This window comes from Paenibacillus sp. YN15, from assembly GCF_003285005.1.
Lineage (GTDB): Bacteria > Bacillota > Bacilli > Paenibacillales > NBRC-103111 > Paenibacillus_AR.
This window is the reverse complement of record NZ_QMFA01000057.1, coordinates 15,363-33,230: the sequence shown is the minus strand read 5'-3', so window position 1 is coordinate 33,230 and position 17,868 is coordinate 15,363. Positions and strand designations below refer to the sequence as shown.

Annotated in this window: 13 protein-coding genes and 1 pseudogene; 8 read left to right on the top strand and 6 right to left on the bottom strand. The window is 60.9% G+C overall.

The window, feature by feature from the left end; translation table 11 throughout:
* The first annotated feature begins 207 nt into the window (after positions 1-207).
* Both DQG13_RS28245 and DQG13_RS28240 read left to right on the top strand, forming a co-directional pair.
* Entirely contained in the window at positions 208-843 is a 636-nt protein-coding gene (locus DQG13_RS28245; protein ID WP_181593046.1) for an ArsR/SmtB family transcription factor, read from the top strand.
* 14 nt (positions 844-857) lie between these two features.
* Positions 858-1,973 carry an aminopeptidase gene (locus tag DQG13_RS28240; protein WP_113023534.1) on the top strand — a complete coding sequence of 372 codons (1,116 nt, stop codon included), beginning with the start codon at positions 858-860 and terminating at the stop codon, positions 1,971-1,973.
* Between the two features lie 243 nt (positions 1,974-2,216).
* Here the strand turns inward: DQG13_RS28240 and DQG13_RS28235 are convergent, their stop codons facing one another.
* Positions 2,217-3,296 (bottom strand): permease, encoded by a 1,080-nt coding sequence (locus DQG13_RS28235; protein WP_113023533.1) that lies wholly within the window; start codon positions 3,294-3,296, stop codon positions 2,217-2,219.
* A 129-nt stretch (positions 3,297-3,425) separates the two neighbouring features.
* Here DQG13_RS28235 and selD point away from each other — a divergent pair, with 129 nt between their 5' ends.
* Together selD and mnmH are read left to right on the top strand one after the other, a co-directional pair.
* Complete coding sequence (selD, locus tag DQG13_RS28230; RefSeq protein ID WP_397334027.1) at positions 3,426-4,466, top strand: selenide, water dikinase SelD; 1,041 nt, start codon at positions 3,426-3,428, stop codon at positions 4,464-4,466.
* A gap of 13 nt (positions 4,467-4,479) precedes the next feature.
* Positions 4,480-5,526, top strand: a complete 1,047-nt coding sequence (gene mnmH / locus DQG13_RS28225) for a tRNA 2-selenouridine(34) synthase MnmH (RefSeq protein ID WP_113023531.1) — start codon at positions 4,480-4,482, stop codon at positions 5,524-5,526.
* Positions 5,527-5,558: 32 nt separating this feature from the next.
* Here mnmH and DQG13_RS28220 read toward each other — a convergent pair whose 3' ends face one another.
* Positions 5,559-6,167: a hypothetical protein gene (locus DQG13_RS28220; RefSeq protein ID WP_113023530.1), complete on the bottom strand. Its 609-nt coding sequence runs from the start codon at positions 6,165-6,167 to the stop codon at positions 5,559-5,561.
* A gap of 33 nt (positions 6,168-6,200) precedes the next feature.
* A complete protein-coding gene (locus DQG13_RS28215) occupies positions 6,201-7,370 on the bottom strand; it encodes a GGDEF domain-containing protein (RefSeq protein WP_181593045.1) in 1,170 nt (389 codons plus the stop codon).
* Between the two features lie 130 nt (positions 7,371-7,500).
* Between DQG13_RS28215 and DQG13_RS28210 the strand changes: the two genes are divergently transcribed.
* The 4 genes and pseudogenes from DQG13_RS28210 to DQG13_RS28195 form a co-directional block, all read left to right on the top strand.
* Complete coding sequence (locus DQG13_RS28210; RefSeq protein ID WP_113023540.1) at positions 7,501-8,691, top strand: glycosyltransferase family 4 protein; 1,191 nt, start codon at positions 7,501-7,503, stop codon at positions 8,689-8,691.
* Positions 8,688-10,040 (top strand): metallophosphoesterase family protein, encoded by a 1,353-nt coding sequence (locus tag DQG13_RS28205; protein ID WP_113023528.1) that lies wholly within the window; start codon positions 8,688-8,690, stop codon positions 10,038-10,040. Before DQG13_RS28210 ends, DQG13_RS28205 begins: the two co-directional genes overlap by 4 nt.
* Complete coding sequence (locus DQG13_RS28200; RefSeq protein ID WP_113023527.1) at positions 10,041-13,460, top strand: AAA family ATPase; 3,420 nt, start codon at positions 10,041-10,043, stop codon at positions 13,458-13,460.
* A gap of 981 nt (positions 13,461-14,441) precedes the next feature.
* Positions 14,442-14,561 (top strand): annotated as a pseudogene (locus DQG13_RS28195) (GTP-binding protein); the annotation flags it as partial.
* Between the two features lie 169 nt (positions 14,562-14,730).
* Here the strand turns inward: DQG13_RS28195 and DQG13_RS28190 are convergent.
* The 3 genes from DQG13_RS28190 to DQG13_RS31280 all read right to left on the bottom strand — a co-directional run bounded on the left by DQG13_RS28190 (position 14,731) and on the right by DQG13_RS31280 (position 17,713).
* A complete protein-coding gene (locus tag DQG13_RS28190; RefSeq protein WP_113023526.1) occupies positions 14,731-15,552 on the bottom strand; it encodes an ExeA family protein in 822 nt (273 codons plus the stop codon).
* Positions 15,549-16,931, bottom strand: coding sequence for a DDE-type integrase/transposase/recombinase (locus tag DQG13_RS28185; protein WP_113023525.1), 1,383 nt, complete (start codon positions 16,929-16,931; stop codon positions 15,549-15,551). Before DQG13_RS28185 ends, DQG13_RS28190 begins: the two co-directional genes overlap by 4 nt.
* 101 nt (positions 16,932-17,032) lie before the next feature.
* Positions 17,033-17,713 (bottom strand): DUF6431 domain-containing protein, encoded by a 681-nt coding sequence (locus tag DQG13_RS31280; RefSeq protein ID WP_258525909.1) that lies wholly within the window; start codon positions 17,711-17,713, stop codon positions 17,033-17,035.
* Between the last annotated feature and the right edge of the window lie 155 nt (positions 17,714-17,868).

Below are 17,868 nucleotides of genomic sequence, written 5' to 3'. Positions count from 1 at the left end.
ACCCGAAAAAGACCATAACGCAACAGAGTGGTTTAATGGGGAACGAATTTACGAGACGTTGTACTAGTTCCGTTATGCTCCCCGCCCCCTCCTGCCTTATTGCGAACCCTCGCTCACCGCGAAACCCCGTTGACAATCAATCGAACAAATATTATGATACGAGTGAAAATATTTGACCGTCCGTCGGGATGGCAAAAGGAGGCGTCCATGAAGCTGGCCCCTGTATTTATCATCGAGGAGTATGAGCAGCTGAAGGCGGTAAGCGATACCTTCCGCACCACCATTCTCGGCCATCTCATCGAGATGCCCTATACCGGCCAGCAGCTGGCCCAGCTTCTTGCGCTGCCCCGCTCGAAGATTCATTACCATCTGGCCGAGCTGGAGAAAAACGGCTTTATCCGCGTGGTCAAAACGGAAGTGAAAAACGGCATCATCCAGAAGTTTTACCGGGCGGTGGCCTGGAGCTTCGTGCCCGGGGAGCGGCTCTTGCCCCACCGGACCGAGGTGGAGAATTACTTCCGGGAGTACACGCTGAACACCGTAGGCCGGGCCCGGCTGCGGACGCTGACGGCGCCGGAGGAGGCCTTCCAGGTGAACAGCTCCAACAAGGAGGCCTGGCCGCGTATTGCCATGCAGATGGAAGTGCATCTTAAACCGGAGAAGTTCGCCGGATGGCTCTCCCGGTACCGGGCCTTGCTGCAGGAGCTGGATGCCATGAATGATCCCGGCGACGAAGAAAGCAGACTGTTCTATCTGGCCTCCGTCGGTTTTCAGGCGGAGGAGCCGCTGTTTGCGGATGAGGAAGAAGAGGAAGAGGATGACGGCAGCAACACAACAATCTAAAGGATGGTGCAAACATGGTAGATCCCCGTTTGACCCGGCTGGCCGAGGTGCTGGTCCATTATTCCGTCAGAGCCCAGAAGGGCGAAAATGTGCTGATTGAAGCCTTCAATATCGACAATCCGCTGGTCAAGGAGCTGGTGAAGCAGGTTTATAAGGCAGGCGCAAATCCGTTTGTCAATCTGCGGGACCAGCAGGTGACCCGCCAGCTGGTGCTGGAGGGAACCGAGGAGCAGCTCACCACAATGGCCAAGGTGGATGACTTCCAGATGCAGCAGATGCAATGCTACATCGGCGTCCGCGGCAGCCTGAACATTACTGAAATGGCGGATGTTCCCGCCGATAAGCTGAAGCAATATAACGCGCTGTATCAAACCCCGGTTCATTTTGAAACCCGTGTGAAAAAGACCCGCTGGGTGGTGCTGCGCTACCCGACGGCCTCCATGGCCCAGCTGTCCAACATGAGCACGGAAGCCTTTGAAAACTTCTACTTCGACGTGTGCACCCTGGATTACAGCAAAATGAACGATGCCATGGACGCGCTGAAAAACCTGATGGACCGCACCGACAAGGTGCGGATTACCGGCCCAGGCACGGACCTGACCTTCTCCATCAAGGGAATCGGCGCCATCAAATGCGCAGGGGAAATGAATATTCCCGACGGAGAGGTATATACCGCTCCGGTGCGCGACAGCATCAACGGCACCCTGCAATACAATGCGCCGACGCCGTACAACGGCTTCACCTTCGAGAATGTGTACCTTGAGTTCAAGGACGGCAAGATTGTGAAGGCCACCGCCAACGATACCGAACGGCTGAACGGCATTCTGGATACCGACGAGGGCGCCCGTTATGTGGGCGAATTCGCCATCGGCGTAAACCCGTATATCAAGACCCCGATGAAGGACATTCTGTTCGACGAAAAAATCGACGGCAGCTTCCACTTCACCCCGGGCAGATGTTATGACGAGGCTTATAACGGCAACCATTCCGCCATCCACTGGGATATGGTCTGCATCCAGCGTCCGGAATACGGCGGAGGGGAAATCTGGTTTGATGATGTCCTGATCCGCAAGGACGGCCGCTTCGTGCTGCCGGAGCTTTCCGTGCTGAACCCGGAAAACCTGATCTAATCTAGGGCGTGTCTGAAAACCCGCTTGAGGGCATCTTTCACCGCCTTTTCGTCCCTTGCTGCGTTACTTCCGCTTGACGTACCCCCGGTACGCCTTCACGAAAGTGCCTTGCCTGGAACGAAAATTCGGCCAAATCTGCTCCCCTCGGAGTTATCAGACACGCCCTAAAAAACGCCGCTTTCTACTCCCCTAAAAGAGGAGAGAACGCGGCGTTTTCTGTGAACATGCAGGCTGCAGCAGGGCTTATAGCACAGCCATTCCCACCAGCCCGCAGAGGATGCCCAGCGCAATAACCGAAGCCAGCACAAACCAAATCACCTTGCGGGGATAATGTCTGGCAATCATCAGGAAGGACGGCAGGCTGACGGAGGGCAGCGTCAGCAGCAGCGCTCCCGCCGGCCCGGCGCCCAGTCCGAAGGACATCAGGGTTTGGATCATGGGAATTTCCGCCGCGGTGGGAATAACGAACAAGGTGCCCGCTACGGCGAAGCCGACGACGGCCAGGAGGCTGTTGGCCATACCCTCGCCGACCGAGGGGAACAGCCAGGCCCGGGCTGCGCCCAGCAGCAGAACGGCAATGATATAGGCCGGCACAATGTTCAGGATCATCAGGCCGATGCTTCTAAGCCAGCGGGCGGCAAAGCTGCCGGATTCCTGCCGCTCCATCCGGGCCTGCTTGGCCTCCAGCTCCGGAGCCGGCACCTTCGCATCGTCGGCGAAGCGGTTGGCCAGATAGCTGACCCCGAAGGTCAGAATCAGTCCGAATACCAGCCGCAGGACCGTAAATCTCCAGGACAGGACGAAGGTCATAAAAATTAAGGTGGCCGGATTAATCGTCGGATTGCCCAGCCAGAAGGCCAGACTGGCGCCCACGGACACCTGTTTTTTGCGCAGGCCCACCGCCACCGGAGCGGCGCAGCAGCTGCACATCATCCCGGGAATGGAGGCCAGCCCGCCGATCAGCGTGCTGCCCAAGGTCGTTTTGCCCAGCACCCGCAGCAGCCATTGGGCAGGCAGCAGCACCTGCACCAGCGAACCCAGCAGAATGCCGAATACGGCGGCCTTCCATACGGATTTGTAGTAGGCCATGGCATAGTCCCATGCCGCCTGCCAGGATGGATCGGGGGCAACCGGATTTTTCCCGGAAACAATGGAACTGCCGATGGAATGGTTGGCCGCTGCATGAAAGGCCTTGTGGTAATACGGAACCCACTTTACATAGGTTAAGCCCGCAATTGCGATAGCCGCAAATAATATGGCCAGCGCCGCCGCTTTTTTGTCGAAACCGCGGCTAAAGCGCGGGGTATTGCTTGAGGATGTCATAAAAGCCACCTGCCGATAGATTTTGGATGCGCAAATCGGTTATCATTATAGCATAATCCGGTTGAAGCGAAAGAAAAATTTTGCGCTTGGAATTTACTCTTTTTGGCGAAAGGATTGTTGTTCATGTCCATGGATTCTATCAAACTGACCTCCTATTCCACCAAAGGCGGCTGCGGCTGCAAGATCGGCCCGGGGGATTTGTCCCAGGTTATCCGCTCTCTGCCTGCTCCCCTGCCGGACCCCAATCTGCTGGTGGGCATCGATACCAGCGACGACGCAGGGGTGTACCGCCTGACGGACGAGCTGGCGCTGGTGCAGACGGTGGATTTTTTTACCCCCATTGTGGATGATCCCTATTCCTTCGGCCAGGTGGCCGCAGCCAACGCCATCAGCGACATCTACGCCATGGGCGGCAAACCGCTGACTGCCTTGAATATCGTTGCCTTTCCCATCAGCAAGCTGGACAAGCAGGTGCTGGCGGAGATTCTGCGGGGCGCCGGGGACAAAATGCGGGAGGCCGGGGTGACCCTGGTAGGCGGCCACTCCATCGATGACAATGAGCCCAAATTCGGGCTGGCGGTGACGGGGCTGGTCCATCCGGACAAGGTTCGCACCAATGCCGGAGCCAAACCCGGGGACTGCCTGATTCTCACCAAACCCATCGGGGTGGGCATCCTGACCACTTCCATTAAGAAGGACTTGCTTTCGCCGGAGGAAATCGCCCGGGTTACTCAGGTTATGGCCACACTGAACAAAAAAGCGGCGGAAATCATGGAGCCGTACCGGGTCCACGCCTGCACGGATGTGACCGGCTTCGGGCTTTTGGGCCATGCCCTGGAGATGGCCAAGGGCAGCGGCAACGGCATCCGCATCGAAGCGGAGCGGGTTCCTGTTCTGCCCCGGGTCAGGGAGCTGGCCGAGGCCGGATCGGTACCGGGCGGCACCCGCAACAACTTCAAGCATGTGGAGCCGTCGGTGATGTTCCCGGAGGGCATGGATCAAACCGGGCGCTACATTCTCTGCGACGCCGTAACCTCAGGCGGGCTGTTGATCGCCGTACATGAGGAGGACAGCGCGGAGCTGTTGGACAAGCTTTTGGCGGATGGTGTGGAAGCAGGTTTGATTGGCCGGGTCACCGAAGAGCATCCGGGACAAATTCAGGTAGTGTAGAGGAGTGGCGGGGTTGTTTCAGGACATCAGCGTAGAGGATTTGCTCATCCGCAGAAAAAACGGGGACCTGCAGACGGTGGACGTCCGGTCCCCGTCCGAGTTCCGGGACGGAACCATTCCCGGCAGCATCAATATTCCTTTTTTCAACGATGAGGAGCGGGCGGAAATCGGCACCCTGTACACCCGGGTCAGCGTTCAGGCGGCCAAGGACCGGGGGCTGGAGATTGCCTCCGCCAAGCTTCCCGCGTTGGTGAAGGAGTTCCAGGGCATCGGCCGGGAAAAAGGGGTGTTTTGCTGGAGAGGAGGGATGCGCAGCCGTACAGTGGCCACTGTGCTGTCCCTGATGGGCATCCGGGTTTACCGCTTGGAGGGAGGCTACCGGGAATACCGCAGGTGGACAAACGCAAGGCTGGAGCAGCTGGCGGGACGGTCCTGGCCCTCGTATGTTCTTCAAGGCTACACGGGCACCGGAAAAACAGCCATTCTCCAGGCTTTGCAGGCGGAGGGGTATCCCGTGGCGGATCTGGAGCAAATGGCCGGGCACCGGGGCTCTATTTTTGGCGGAGTGGGCCTGTCGGCGCATAACCAGAAGACCTTCGACGCTCTGTTGGTGGACCGTCTGGAGGCGCTGGAGCAGGCTCCCTGGATCATGCTGGAGGCGGAAAGCCGGAAGATCGGCAAAATTGCCGTGCCGGAGTTCGTCATGCGGAGCAAGGAGGAGGGCAAGACTCTTCTGCTGAAGCTTCCCCTTGCGGAAAGAGCCCGGCATATTGTGGCCGACTACCAGCCGGAGATTCATGGGGAGGCGCTGCTCAGGGCATACCGGATCATCAAGGAGCGGATTCACACGCCTATCGCCAAGGATATTGAGGGCAAGCTGCTGTCCGGCGCTTATCATGACGCGGTGATGCTGCTGCTGGAGTATTATTATGATCCCCTCTACAGTCATTCTGCGGGCCAATATGAGGAGGAGCCGATAGTGGTAGCGGCGGAGACGGTGGCGGAGGCTCTGGACCGGGTTCGGGAGCTGCTGCCGCCGCTTGGCGGGAGCGGCCTTTAGCGCTAACGGCGGGGACGGCAAGGGCTTAGAGCCTAGAAGCGGAAGCCGCTGCCGGCCAGCCAGGTGAAGCCTAGGCCTGTCAGCCGGTTCAGCGATTCCAGCTCCTCGGCGGTAAGGCACACGATCAGGGCGTCCGGTCCGCCCAAGGCCGCATAGCCATATTGGCGCGGACCGCCCTGCTCCCGGAGCAAACCGGCCAGGCCCAGAAGGAGCTCCGGGTCCAGAGCCGTTCCCGACTGGGTCAGCTCCCATTGGTGGCGGCGGCCGGCCAGGCTGAAGCGGAGCAGCACCTTCTCCTCATCGGGAAGGAGGGAAGCTTCCGCATCGCCGATTGGCAGCTCCGCCCCGGCCGCTGCGGCAACACCGGCCATTCGTATGGCTGCCCGGACATAATCCGCTTCATAGCGGATGCTGTCCCGGTGGACATGCCAGATACGCTCCGACACGGGCTTCCCGTCGGCGGCTATCCCGCCCAGGGCAATCAAAAGCAGCAAATACGGCTTTTCCATATACGCTTCCTTGCGGAATTTCACCAATTCCCGCTCCCCGACTTCCGGACGGGGCCGAAGGCCCAGCAGGGCCAGCTTTTTCAACTGAACGGCAGGATCCAGAGGGTCTTTCCTGCGGAACAAACCGAGCATGTTTCCACTCCTTCCTGATGCAGCCTGCGGCGCTTACCCGGCATGACCGCCCGCTTGCAGCTGCTTTTGCTTCGTATATTTGCAGACCTTGTTTTTGCCGCTGGTTTTGGCCTGATACATGGCTTCATCCGCCTGCTTCACCAGAGCGTCGGGGGCAATCCCCTTCTTGGCCTTGCTGTAGCCGACGCTCACCGTTACCCCGGCCTCCGCTTCAATCCGCTTGCGGATCAGCTCGGCCAGCTCCCCGGGATGCACCTCCGGGTCCGTCACCAGCACCACCATCTCCTCGCCGCCCAGACGGCCGGCCACCCCGATTTCCTCCACACATTCCCGCAGGATCAAGGCCACTTTTTTCAGCGCTTCGTCGCCCTTGTCATGGCCCTGGGTGTCGTTGAGGCGCTTGAAGTTGTCAATATCCGTAAAAATCACGGTGACAGGCACCTCATGGGACAAATATTGCTTCAGCCGGTTCATGAAATAGAGCCGGTTGTACAGGCCGGTCAGCGCGTCGGTAATGGATTTGGTGTACACCGCCTGGAGCAGCTCCACCACCCGCTCAAACACAATGAGAAACAGCGTAATGTAATACAGAACGAGAAACAGGCTGCCTGCCGTTGCCAGAGCCGGATAGGCTCTGCCTGTGATAAATACGTCCGCCAAATGAATCAGCTGGTAGATAAAATAAAAGGATAAGCTGAGCTGATACCGGTTCCATTGTCCCACCCAGGGCGAAATCCATTGATGGCAGAGGAACAGCATCAGGAACATGTACAGCTCAATGCCCAGATTTTGCAGCAGCACCACCTGCCCCGGATTTCCCTCCAGACCGTCCGCAAGAAAATACATCAGGGACAGCAGCACCGCAACAGCTACCGCAGACCAGGTCAGGATATGCTGGCGCATCCGGGAGGAGTTGTACATCTGGTAGATGCCCATGTTGAGGAAAATAAAGGAAACCGCCTTCAACAAAATGGCGGCATAGCCGCTCCAGTCGCCTGTGCCGGGGGCGTCGGTTCCCGCCGAGACGATCAGGACATGCTGGGCCATCACTGCAAGAATCGAAAGGGACAGCGAAAAATAGGCCTTTTTCCGCCGGTTCATAAACAGCCGGAAGGTCATGACCAGCATCAGAAGCAGGATTACCAGAATAATGGTGGAAAAGTAAACAGGACGCATCGGTCCGCACAAGAGCTCGTACAGCATGTCCATTCTCCCTTCAGCCCATTCTTTCATTATATCAAAAAGTTTGTCGGTATGTTCTCTTTTCAATTGCCGCCGGCAGGCGCTACAATAAAGAGGAAACGGGACTTCTCGCATCATGAAGGAGGAAATCATGAAAATCTTGCAGGCGTTGTTTTTTCCCCCGGAACAGCCTGGAGGGGTATCATCCATGGTGCCGTACATCCAGGAGCGGTTTATCAAGAAGGGCTGGGACATGGAGCTGTTCTCCCTGCCCAAGCGCATACGCGGCAAGGGTACCGAAGAGGTGGCGTTTCATACCTTTGACTGGAAGCAATATGCCGGCAATCCGATTATCGACAAATATATTCAAACCTATAAGGATTACATATGGTGGACCAGACTGCGCCTGAAGGGCTCCTATGACCTGATCCACGCCCATCATCCCATTGCCGCGCTGGCTATGAAGCAGATTTTTCCCGATACCCCGGTGATGATCACCATCCACTCCAGCTACGAGAAGGAGCTGATGCTGAACGGGCGCATCCGGGAGGGAGGACCGGAGGAGCGGTTTCTGACCTCCATTTACGGTGAGCTGGAATATTGCCTGGACCGTATCATAACCGCTTCCCACGCTTTTCGCATGTATCTTGGGAACTATATGCAGGATTGCAGCAAAGTCGAGGTGATCCCCAACGGCTTCGACCAGCGCCGCTTCCGTCCCTATTCCCACGAGAATGCGGTGACCCAGCTGATTTCCGTTTGCCGTCTGGTTCCCGCCAAGGGTTTGGACACCCTTCTGGAGGCTTGCGCCCGGTTGAAAAAAAAGGGCGTTCCCTTCGTGCTCCATCTTATTGGAGACGGGCCCATCAGGAAAGAACTGGAGCAGCTGGCGGCGGATCTGGGGATATACGAGGATACCATTTTCTACGGCTATATGCTGCATCCCGAGGAATTTATGCCCTTCTTCGATATTTTTGTTCTGCCCTCCCGGGCGGAGGCCTTCGGTTCCGTATTTGCGGAGGCCGCTCTGTGTCTTTTGGCGCTGGTAGGCACGGAGGTAGGCGGCATTCCGGAGCAGATTGAGGACGGACGAAACGGCCTCTTGGTGCCGGCCGGAGATTCCGCCGCGCTGGCCGCTGCGCTGGAGACCCTAATCGAGGACCCGGATTACCGCTATGAGCTGGCCCGCGCCGCTTGGGAAAAGGCCAAAAAGTCCTATTCTCTGACCCGGGTGATCCGGCAGCTGTCTGCCGTATACCGCAGCTTCGGCATTCACGCGGCGGCCAACGGACCGGAGGAGCCTGAGGAAGACGCTGAAGGCGAAGGAGGCGGCGGAGGGTGATTCCATTCCGGTTTATTCATGCCGCTGATCTTCATCTGGACAGCCCCTTTGCCGGACTGTCCGGGGTGCCGGAGCCGGTGAGCCGGCTTCTGCGCGGCTCCACCTTTGCGGCGCTGGACAACCTTACGGAGCTGGCCATCCGGGAGAAGGCGGATTTTGTGCTGATTGCCGGAGATGTCTACGATTCCGCAGACCGGTCGCTTAAGGCGCAGCTCCGGTTTCATAGAGCAATGAAACGGCTGGCGGAGAACGGGATCTCCGCTTTTGTCGTTCATGGGAACCATGACCCGCTGGATGGCCGGGAGGCGCGGCTGGACTGGCCCGGGTCGGTTCATGTGTTCAAGGCGGGGGAGGCGGAGCATGTCCCCGTGGTGTTGGCGGGACGCGGCCATGTGGCGGACATCCAGGGAATTTCGTACCCGACGGCGGCGGTGCGGGAAAATTATGCCCTGCGGTTTGGGCGAGGGACCGGCGGCGTTTACCAGATCGGACTGCTTCATGCCAATGTGGACGGTTCGCCGGAGCATGAGGATTATGCCCCCTGTTCGCTGCGGGAGCTGGGGGCGGTTGGGCTGGATTATTGGGCTTTGGGCCATGTTCATACCCGCCGGGTGCTGTCGGAAGGGCCGTGGGTGGTTTATCCCGGCAATCTCCAGGGCAGAAGCATCCGGGAAACCGGGGCCAAGGGCTGTTACGTGGTGGAGGTGGACGAAACCGGGAGGAGCAGTCTGCGGTTTCAGGCGCTGGATGCGGTCCGCTGGTTGAATCGGCAGGTGTCCATTGCGGACTGCTCCACAGAGCAGGAGCTGAAGGAGGCGCTGGAGCGGGCGGTGGAGGATGCCCGTGCTGCGGCGGAGGGCCGTCCTTCGGTGCTGCGGATTGTCCTGGCCGGAAGGGGCAAGCTGCACGGCAGGCTGCAGGGCGGTTTTGCCCGGGATCTGGCGGAGGAGCTGCGCCGGTGGGAGCAGGAGCGCTGGGGGCTGGAGGAGGCTGCAGGCGGCTTTGGCTTTGGGGAAGCTCCCCCGCTGGTGTGGCTGGAAAAGCTGGTTGTGCGCACCGGTGTGGCGGCGGACCGGGAGGCGCTGCTGCAAGCGGAAGGCTTCCTGGGAGAGCTGCTTCGTTTGGCGGCGGAGCTGGAGGGAGAGCCCCAGGCGCTGCAGGTGTTTGCCAAGGAATGTATGGAGCCGCTTTTGGCCCATCACCGGGCCGGGGCGCTGATGCGCCGGACGGGATTGGCGGCGGATGGCGGCGCGGGAACCGGTCTGGAGGCAGGCGCTGCGGCGGAACTGCTGAAGCAGGCATCGGAGTGGCTGTTGGATCATCTGCTTGATGAGGAGGAGGGGGCATAGGTGAAGATTCGGGAAATCCGGGTGGAGGGCTTCGGTGGGCTGCAGAACCGGACGGTTCTGCTACATGGTCCGATGACGGTTCTCTACGGTCCCAATGAGGCCGGCAAAAGCACGCTGCTGCACCTGATCCGGGCGGTGCTGTTCGGCTTTCCGTCCCGTCAGTCGGGGCTGGAGCGGTTTGAGCCGGCCAAGGGCGGCGTCCACGGCGGCTCGCTGGTGCTGGAGCCTGCGCCCGGGGAGCGGGTCCGCGTCTTCCGCCGCTCGGCGGATGCCGCTGCGTCCGGCGGCCGGGGACGGGCTCCCTCCGCCGGTTTGGTTACGGTGACGCTGCCCGACGGCCGCGAGGGAGGCGAGGAGCTGCTGCGGGAGCTGCTGGGCGGCGTAACGGCGGAGCAGTTTCGCAATTTATTCGCCTTCACCCTGACGGAGCTGCAGGAGCTGCACACCCTGACCTCGGAGGAGCTGGGCGGGTTTCTGCACAGCGCCGGGCTGGGGGTTCGGGCCTCTGCCGTCAGGGAGACGGAGAAGCGGCTGGCCCAGGAGCTGGAGAGCCGGTTCCGGCCCAAGGGGCGGAGTCAGGGGATTGGCCAGCTGCTGGGGGAATGGGACACGCTGGACGCCGCCTGGCGGAAGAGCCTGGCCCAAGCGGGACGGTACAACCACCTGGCCGCGGAGATCGGCGCGCTGACGGAGCGGATTGCCGAGGCCGGAGTGAAGCTGGCCGACGGCGGTGCCCGCCTGGCGCTGCTGGAGGCGGCCGCAGCCCAGCGGGAACGCTGGCTGCGCCTGCGCAGTGTGACGGAGGCGCTTGGGGAGCTGCAGACGGCTGGAGCAGCCGGTTTTCCCGAGGATGGATTGGCCCGGCAGGAGGCGTTATTGGCGGAGCTGGAGAAGCGGCAGGAGACGCTGGCCGGTTTGCAGGCGCGGCAAACGGTGCTTGAAGAGGCTGTTGCCGCTTATTCCCTGGCAGATGCGGATTTGGTGCGGCAGCGGGACAGGCTGCAGGCGCTGACGGAGGAGCTAAGCCTGTATAAGGCGGGTTTTGCCCAGGAGGAGGAGCTTCTGCTGGAGCTGGGGCGGCTGGAGCGGCTTTTGCAGAGCAAGCTGCGGGAGGCGGGAATTTCGCGTGCAGAAGAGCCCGTTGGGGCGCTGGGGGAGGCGGGCATTCCGTGTGCAGAAGAGACTGTTGGGACGCTGCCGGAGGCTGACACTCCGCATGGAGAGCCTGCTGATACGTGGAGCAAACCCTTGTATAACCTCCCTCCCGTTACTCTGCAGCACCGGGAGGAGGCCGCCCGCTTTAAGGAGCTGTGGGGCGAGCGTGAGCTGGCGCGGGTGCGGTTGGACAAGGCCGTGGATGCGGCGGAGGAGGAGCTGGCCCAGGCGGCTGCCCTGACGCAGGAGCGGCGCGGGCTGTTGGCCGAGGCGGAGCATGAGCTGGCCGCGGCTTATCCGCCGGATGCGGACGGGCTGGCGGCGGAGCTGCCTGCGGCCATCCGGGAGCTGCGGCGGGAGTACGGGCAGTTGGCCGAGGCCGGACGGGAATACCGGCATCTCCGGGAGCGCGAGCTGGAGCACCGCCTGTCGGTGGAGCAGCTTCAGGCCCAGGCGGAGGCAAGCGGGCGGACGGTTTCCCGGGAGGAGCGGCAGGCGGCTGGCGGCCGGTTGGCGCTGTGGGCCTTGCTTCTGGGTTTGGGTGGCGGAGCAGGGCTGTTCTTCGGGCTGGACGGCAACTGGCTGCTGGCCGGGGCGGGAGTGGCTGCTGCGGCAGCGGCGGCCGGAGGGCTGCTGTGGAGCGGCAGAGCCTCCCCGGGCAGAGGCGGGCGCTCATCCCGGCGGTACCGTCCGGGGGATGAAGCTGCCGCCGGATTGGCGGCGGACACGCCGCTGGCGTCCCGGCGGCAGGAGCTGGCGCGGGAACTGGAGGAACGGCGTGGACAGCTGGCGCGGCGGCTGCAAGTTTTGGAGAGCAGGCTGGGCGGCGGCGGTGGCGGGCTTCCGGTCTTGGAGACCGGCAATGAGGCTTTGCCTGACCAACTGGAGGAGTGGCTTTCCCGGCTGAATCAGGCTTTGCGGGAGCGCGGGCAGCTGGAGGAGAGGTGGAAGGCTGCCCAGGACGGGGAAACCCGCCTGCGCCGCCAATTGGAGCAGCTGGGCCGGGAGCGGCGGAGAACGGAGCTGGAGCAGCGGGAGCTGCTGGCGGAGTGGAAGGAATGGCTGGCGGAATGGAATGCCGCCGGGGCGGAAGTGTCGCCGGAGGCGGCGCTGGATGTTGTGGCGCTGCTGGATCAGGCGGCCGAGCTGCGCCTGCGGCTGGAGGAGGGCCGGGCCCGGCTGGGCCGCATCCGCCAAAGCCGGGCGGCGTTCGAGGCCGCCGCCGGGGCGGTGCTTGGCCGGGCTGTGGGCCGGCCGGAGGAACTGCAGCTGGCCTTGCAGGCTTTTCGCAAGGCGGTAGAGCTGGCGGCGGAGCGGCAGGCCCGCTGCCGGGAGGCGGAGACGGAGCTGGGCGAGCTGGCGCCCCGGCTCCGGCTGGAAGAAGATGCGCTTCTCCGCTGCCGGGAGAAGCTGATGCAGTTATGGCGCCAGGCGGATGCCGCCGGCGAGGAGGAGTTTCGGCGGCTGGGCGCCCGGGAGGCAGCCCGCCTGGAATTGGCGGAGGAGGAGGCAACCCTCCGGGAGCTGCTTGCGGCGGCGGTGGGAAGCGCCCGGCTGGACAAGCTGGGGGAGGTGCTGGAACGGTGCTCCCCGGCGGAGCTGGCTCTGGAGACGGAGCAGCTTGGGCAGGAGCTTCTGGAGTTGGAAGCGTCGGTGGACCGCTGGAAGGAGGAAAAGGGCAAGCTCCATGCCGAATATGCCCGCTTGGCAGAAGGCGCGGACCATGGGGCGCTGCGGGAGAAGCAGGAGGAGCTGTTGGCCCGGTTCGGGGACGAGGCGTCCCAATGGGCGGTGTTCGCCATGGCCGCAGGGCTTTTGGCCCGCACCAAATCCCGCTACGAGCGGGACAAGCAGCCGGAGGTGATGCGGCGGGCATCGGAGCATTTCGCCCGGCTGACGGGCGGGCGTTATGTGCAGATCGCCGCGCCTATGGGCGAGGAGCGAATGCTTGCCATCCGCCCCGGCGGGGAGGCGGTGGATTCCGCCCGTCTGAGCCGGGGGACGGCGGAGCAGATGTATCTGGCTCTCCGCTTTGCCCTGGCCGCGGAATTCGCCAGACAAACCCCGCTTCCCCTCGTTATGGACGATATCTTCGTCAACTTCGATGGAGAGCGCCTGCAGCTGGCTCTCCGGGAGCTGGCTGCGCTGTCGGAGCAGCATCAGGTGCTGCTGTTCACCTGCCACCGCCATGTGCTGGACGCGCTGGCGGAAGCGGCGCCGTCGGCGCAGCGGATCATGCTGCCGGGGGCAGCGGACGCCGGCTAAGCGGCAGTCCTTGGCTGGCGGCAGCCTCCGGTGAGCGGCAGTCGGCGCTCTTCGCCTCCTCTGCCGCGTCATGTGCTGCCCTTCACTTACCTGCCGCCAGGGTACCGGACGCTGCCAGCCGACGGCGGGCCATAATTAGCGGCAGATCCCGATGCGCGGCGGGGGACGGGCGGCTGGCTGATAACGGAACTGAAAGACGCTTAAACCTGGTAAAACCGGCTTCCTGCACATGTAACGGAACTATATGACGCTTATTAGGGAGGAATGAGGCTGGATGGAGCCTAATGCCGCTTTATGCACTCTGCAACGGTCTCTCAGTTCCGCTAATTTTGAAATTGGCCGGTAATCCGCCAGTTGGAGCTTTTTAGTTCCGTTACAGCTTTCCTCCCCCTCCAAAAAGGGAGTTGTCTTCATGGGAGGGATTACCCACGAACCTCTATGAAAATAGCTTAGGCTCAGCAAATAACTCCCCATGGTGCTATAGCAGGAACATGTTTTTCAAAATAGTAGAAATTCAGTTCCGCTATTTTGGCTGTCCAGCCCAAGCTGGATTGAATAGCGGAAGTCTATTTCCGCTATGGCTGCTCAAGCCGCTGATCATGTGGGCTTCCAATCGGAATAACGGAAACAGCGTTCCGTTATCCCGTCTATTTTCATAGCTCGGCAGGCAATAGCGGAAATTCGCTTCCGCTATTTTTTGTTGTCTGGATGACCGCCGCGCGGCTACCCCGGATTGGTATGACGCTTACGCCAATGAGCTGCCACAGGGACTCTGACTGTACAGAGTGCGGTCCCCCTCAGTTTGTCAGTGTCAAAGGTAACCATCCCCTCAACTCGCCCACGTCCAATTGGAGTCTGACGCGACTCATTTCCGGGCAACAAGGACCAAGCTATTCACACGGGGGACTTGCGGGATTAGAAAGGATGTGTTTTAATAGTAAATATTACGATTTAATAAATGGATACCATCAAGGAGTGAATATGTTGAACGATAACCGAATTCCTGTTACTGTGCTGTGCGGCTATTTGGGCTCCGGCAAAACGACGTTGCTCAACCATGTGCTGAACAACCGGGAGGGGCTGCGTGTTGCCGCTCACGTAAAATGACGGCGTAGAAATCACCGACAATGACGGTAGAACTGGAACGCCAACCCGTCAACAGCGTGAGACATGTACCGCCAGCCAAACAAGCAAACAAAAAGCAGATGCCACTCGTTGTGAATACGAGCAGCATCCGCCAATCGTTGGGGATGATGGGGATACGCAGGTGTTAACTCGTAACGCCGCGCTGCCGGTCCATATCGGCCAGCACCCGAACCACATCACCTTCCTCAATTACCTCCAGATTTCGAGCCGTGGCATCCAACAGAATCTGGTTGCCGATCTGGTTGACCACGCGGGGCAGGCCTTGGCTTGCCGCAAACATCCGGTGAAGAGCGCTTTCCGCGAACACCGGCTTCTGGGTTTGGCTGACGCTCATGTGGTGCCGGACATACGCGCCGGTTTCTTCTTTGCTCATCGGACCCAGGTGGTATTGCAGCCCGATGCGTTGGACTGTCGCTTCGTACTTTTTGAGCCGCAGCTGCTTGCGTAACTCTGGCTGCCCCACCAGAATGAGGGGAAACAGCAAGGTGGAATCGATGTTGGTGTTTAGCGCGAATCGAAGCTCCAGCAGCATCTCTTCGCTCATCTCATGGGCTTCATCAATGATCGGCACAATCGTTCGCTCCCCTGGCACGCAACGGCTCTTCACCGTCTCCTGCCACAGCTTGCGAGCCTTGGACACCGTGTAGACCGGTTCGACGCCCATCGCTTCCAACAGGCCTCCGTAGAATTCCCGCGGCTTGAGCGTGGCGTGGCACAGATAAATCGGCAGATAGCTCATGGGGTCCAGCGTCGCAAACAGCCGCCGGATCAAGGTGGACTTGCCTCCACCTACCTCCCCCGTCAGCACCCCCAGCGTTTTGTGCTGCACCATCCATTCCAGGCGGGCGGCGGCTTCCCGATGCCCGCGAGACTCATAACACAACTCCGGCGGCAGTTCCTTGCTGAACGGCTTGGGCGGACTCAGGGTCTCCGATGTGTGGCTCATACGGGATCGCCGCCTTTGGGTTTGGCGTAGGACAGTTCGTCCGCCGACCACTCGGCCTGCCGCTTTTGCTCGGCCAGATCCAAGAAAGTCACTTGCCCGTCCGGCTCGACGGCGAGCGCTGGAGGCTCCGGCTTCACCCGGCGGTCGTAAGGGCGCGACAGATCGATCACCGTCGCATCGGCATAGCGCCTTCCTTCGTGCCATACCTGAATCACCGCCAGATCGAAGGGGTCGTAGCGCAACTGGATCCGTTGTTTGCACAGGGCGAGCTCCACTTCATACGTATTGCCTTCCAGGCTCACACAGCCCGTTTTGTCCACCATTCGCTTTTCTTCCCAGAGAAAGATCTCGGTAAGTTCTGCCAGGGTTTGGCGCCGCATGACCCGGGTGCTGGCGGCCAGCCGGTCCTTAGGCAACTGTTTGGTGGAGCCATGCTCCCGCAGATGGTAGTAGCCCTCCACCCAAGCGGCCAGGGCGTGGTTGAGTTGTTCCAGCGTGATGAGCTTCCCCTGTTCGATGCTCGCGTAGGCTTCCGGCTTGAAGCTGGTATCCACAAACCGGAACCATCGTTCCACTTTCCCGCGACCCTGCGGACGCCTCACGGCAGAGTGCGAAAGCTGAATGCCCAACTTACCGCAGATGCGTACTAAATGGGCCGAGGAAAAGGCCGCTCCATTGTCGCAATAAAATTGTTCGGGAATCCCGTGCTTCAAAATGGCCTTCTTCAGACTGTCCTCCATGCGGGGCAGCTTTTCATCCCAGTAAAACTGGGCGTGGACGATGAAACGGCTGTAGTCGTCGATGATGGCAAACAGGATGGCCTTCTTCTTTTTCTTCGGGTCCGCCGGATCGGGCAAGTAGAGGGTGTGCTGGAAGTCGAACTGCCAGCTTTCATGGGCATCAGCGGCTTCGAAGCGCCGGAATCCGGTTGGCGCAGCCGATGCGAAGATCTCCTTGCGGCTTGCGCCCGCCTGGCGCAGATGGCGGGAGAGGGTGCTTGGGGCCAGCAGTCCGGCTTCTGCCGTACCACTCTCTTCCAAGAGAAAGATGAGTTGTTCGACGCTGCGCTCCGGGCGTGCCCGGCGCAAGGCAATGGCGGCCTGAAGCACCGCCGCCGGAATACGCAAGTTGGTTTTGCGCGGGCGGCCTTTGGGCTTGAGGGCATCCCACTGACCGTTGCGGTACTGGCTGAGCCAGCGTTCGAGGGACCGCACGCTGACCCGGGTGCGGGTGCTGCCGGGAATGTGGTAGACCTGGGAAGCGGCCTGAGTCAAATAGGCCTGCAATTCTCCTGGAGCCAGCGGCGTCTGCCGGCTGACGATGGGAGCAATGAGGCTGTAGCGAAAAGCGGCCAATTGTTCCTTGAGTGTGGCATCCATGGCGGATCTTGCCTCCTTGTATGCATGAAATGGGGGGGGAATCCCTTGGTTTCATGGTACGGCACCGTCAACGAATGGGACAGGACAGGCTCTGTGGTATGTTAGCCGTGAAGCGTCACCGTCAAGAAGAAAGCCAAACGATTCAGGCCATGAAGGAAGCCGATGGGGCGCAGGGCCGGGCTGGCCTGCCGGGTCGCTTGCCACGCCAGGCGCAGGGAGCTCCATAAGGTGGGAGAACGAGACAGGGACAGATGAGGAACGCGCCGGAGAAGGAAGATCCATAAGCCCTGCTCCAATTGGTGCAGGCGCTGGGTCCAGCCTTGTACCAGACGAGATAAGGTCCGTTCGCTAACGCCTCCGTTGGGCAAGGTCTCGGAGGCTTCCGCCACCTGCTCCAGGGAGTGGTCTTGGCCGACAAGAGCCTCCACCAGTTCTTCTTGCAGATCCAGCGCCAGCGTGTGGTAGGGTTCGAGAAAGGCCGGGATGACGGAATGAACATAGCGGCAATCCGGACAACGCAAGCGAAAGATGCAGAGACGGACGTGTTGGGAAGCGGTGCAGACCATGCGCTCGTAGTGGCTGTGCCGGTGAGGCCGATGCTGGTTCTGCCGACAGTGGGGGCAGGCCGGGGGGCGGTCTTCCTCGGGGATGCCATGGGAGCCCACCAGTTCCAGGTAATGGGCGACATCTCGGTGCCACAGGGGCAGGTCGGGAGAAGAAGCCAGGGAACAAGCGGCTGGGACTTGACCGCAAGGAGGGCAACGGTAAGGGCCCGCCTGCATGCGAATCGTTTGATTCCGGCATCGGATCAACCCGCCATGACGCAGAAGCTGCCCTCCCGGCTCAAAGGAGGCCTCCCCTATCTGCCCATGCGAACAACAGGGGTTTACAAATGTCTGGTTTTCCATTACGCTGATGATGAGCGAAAGCTTGTGCG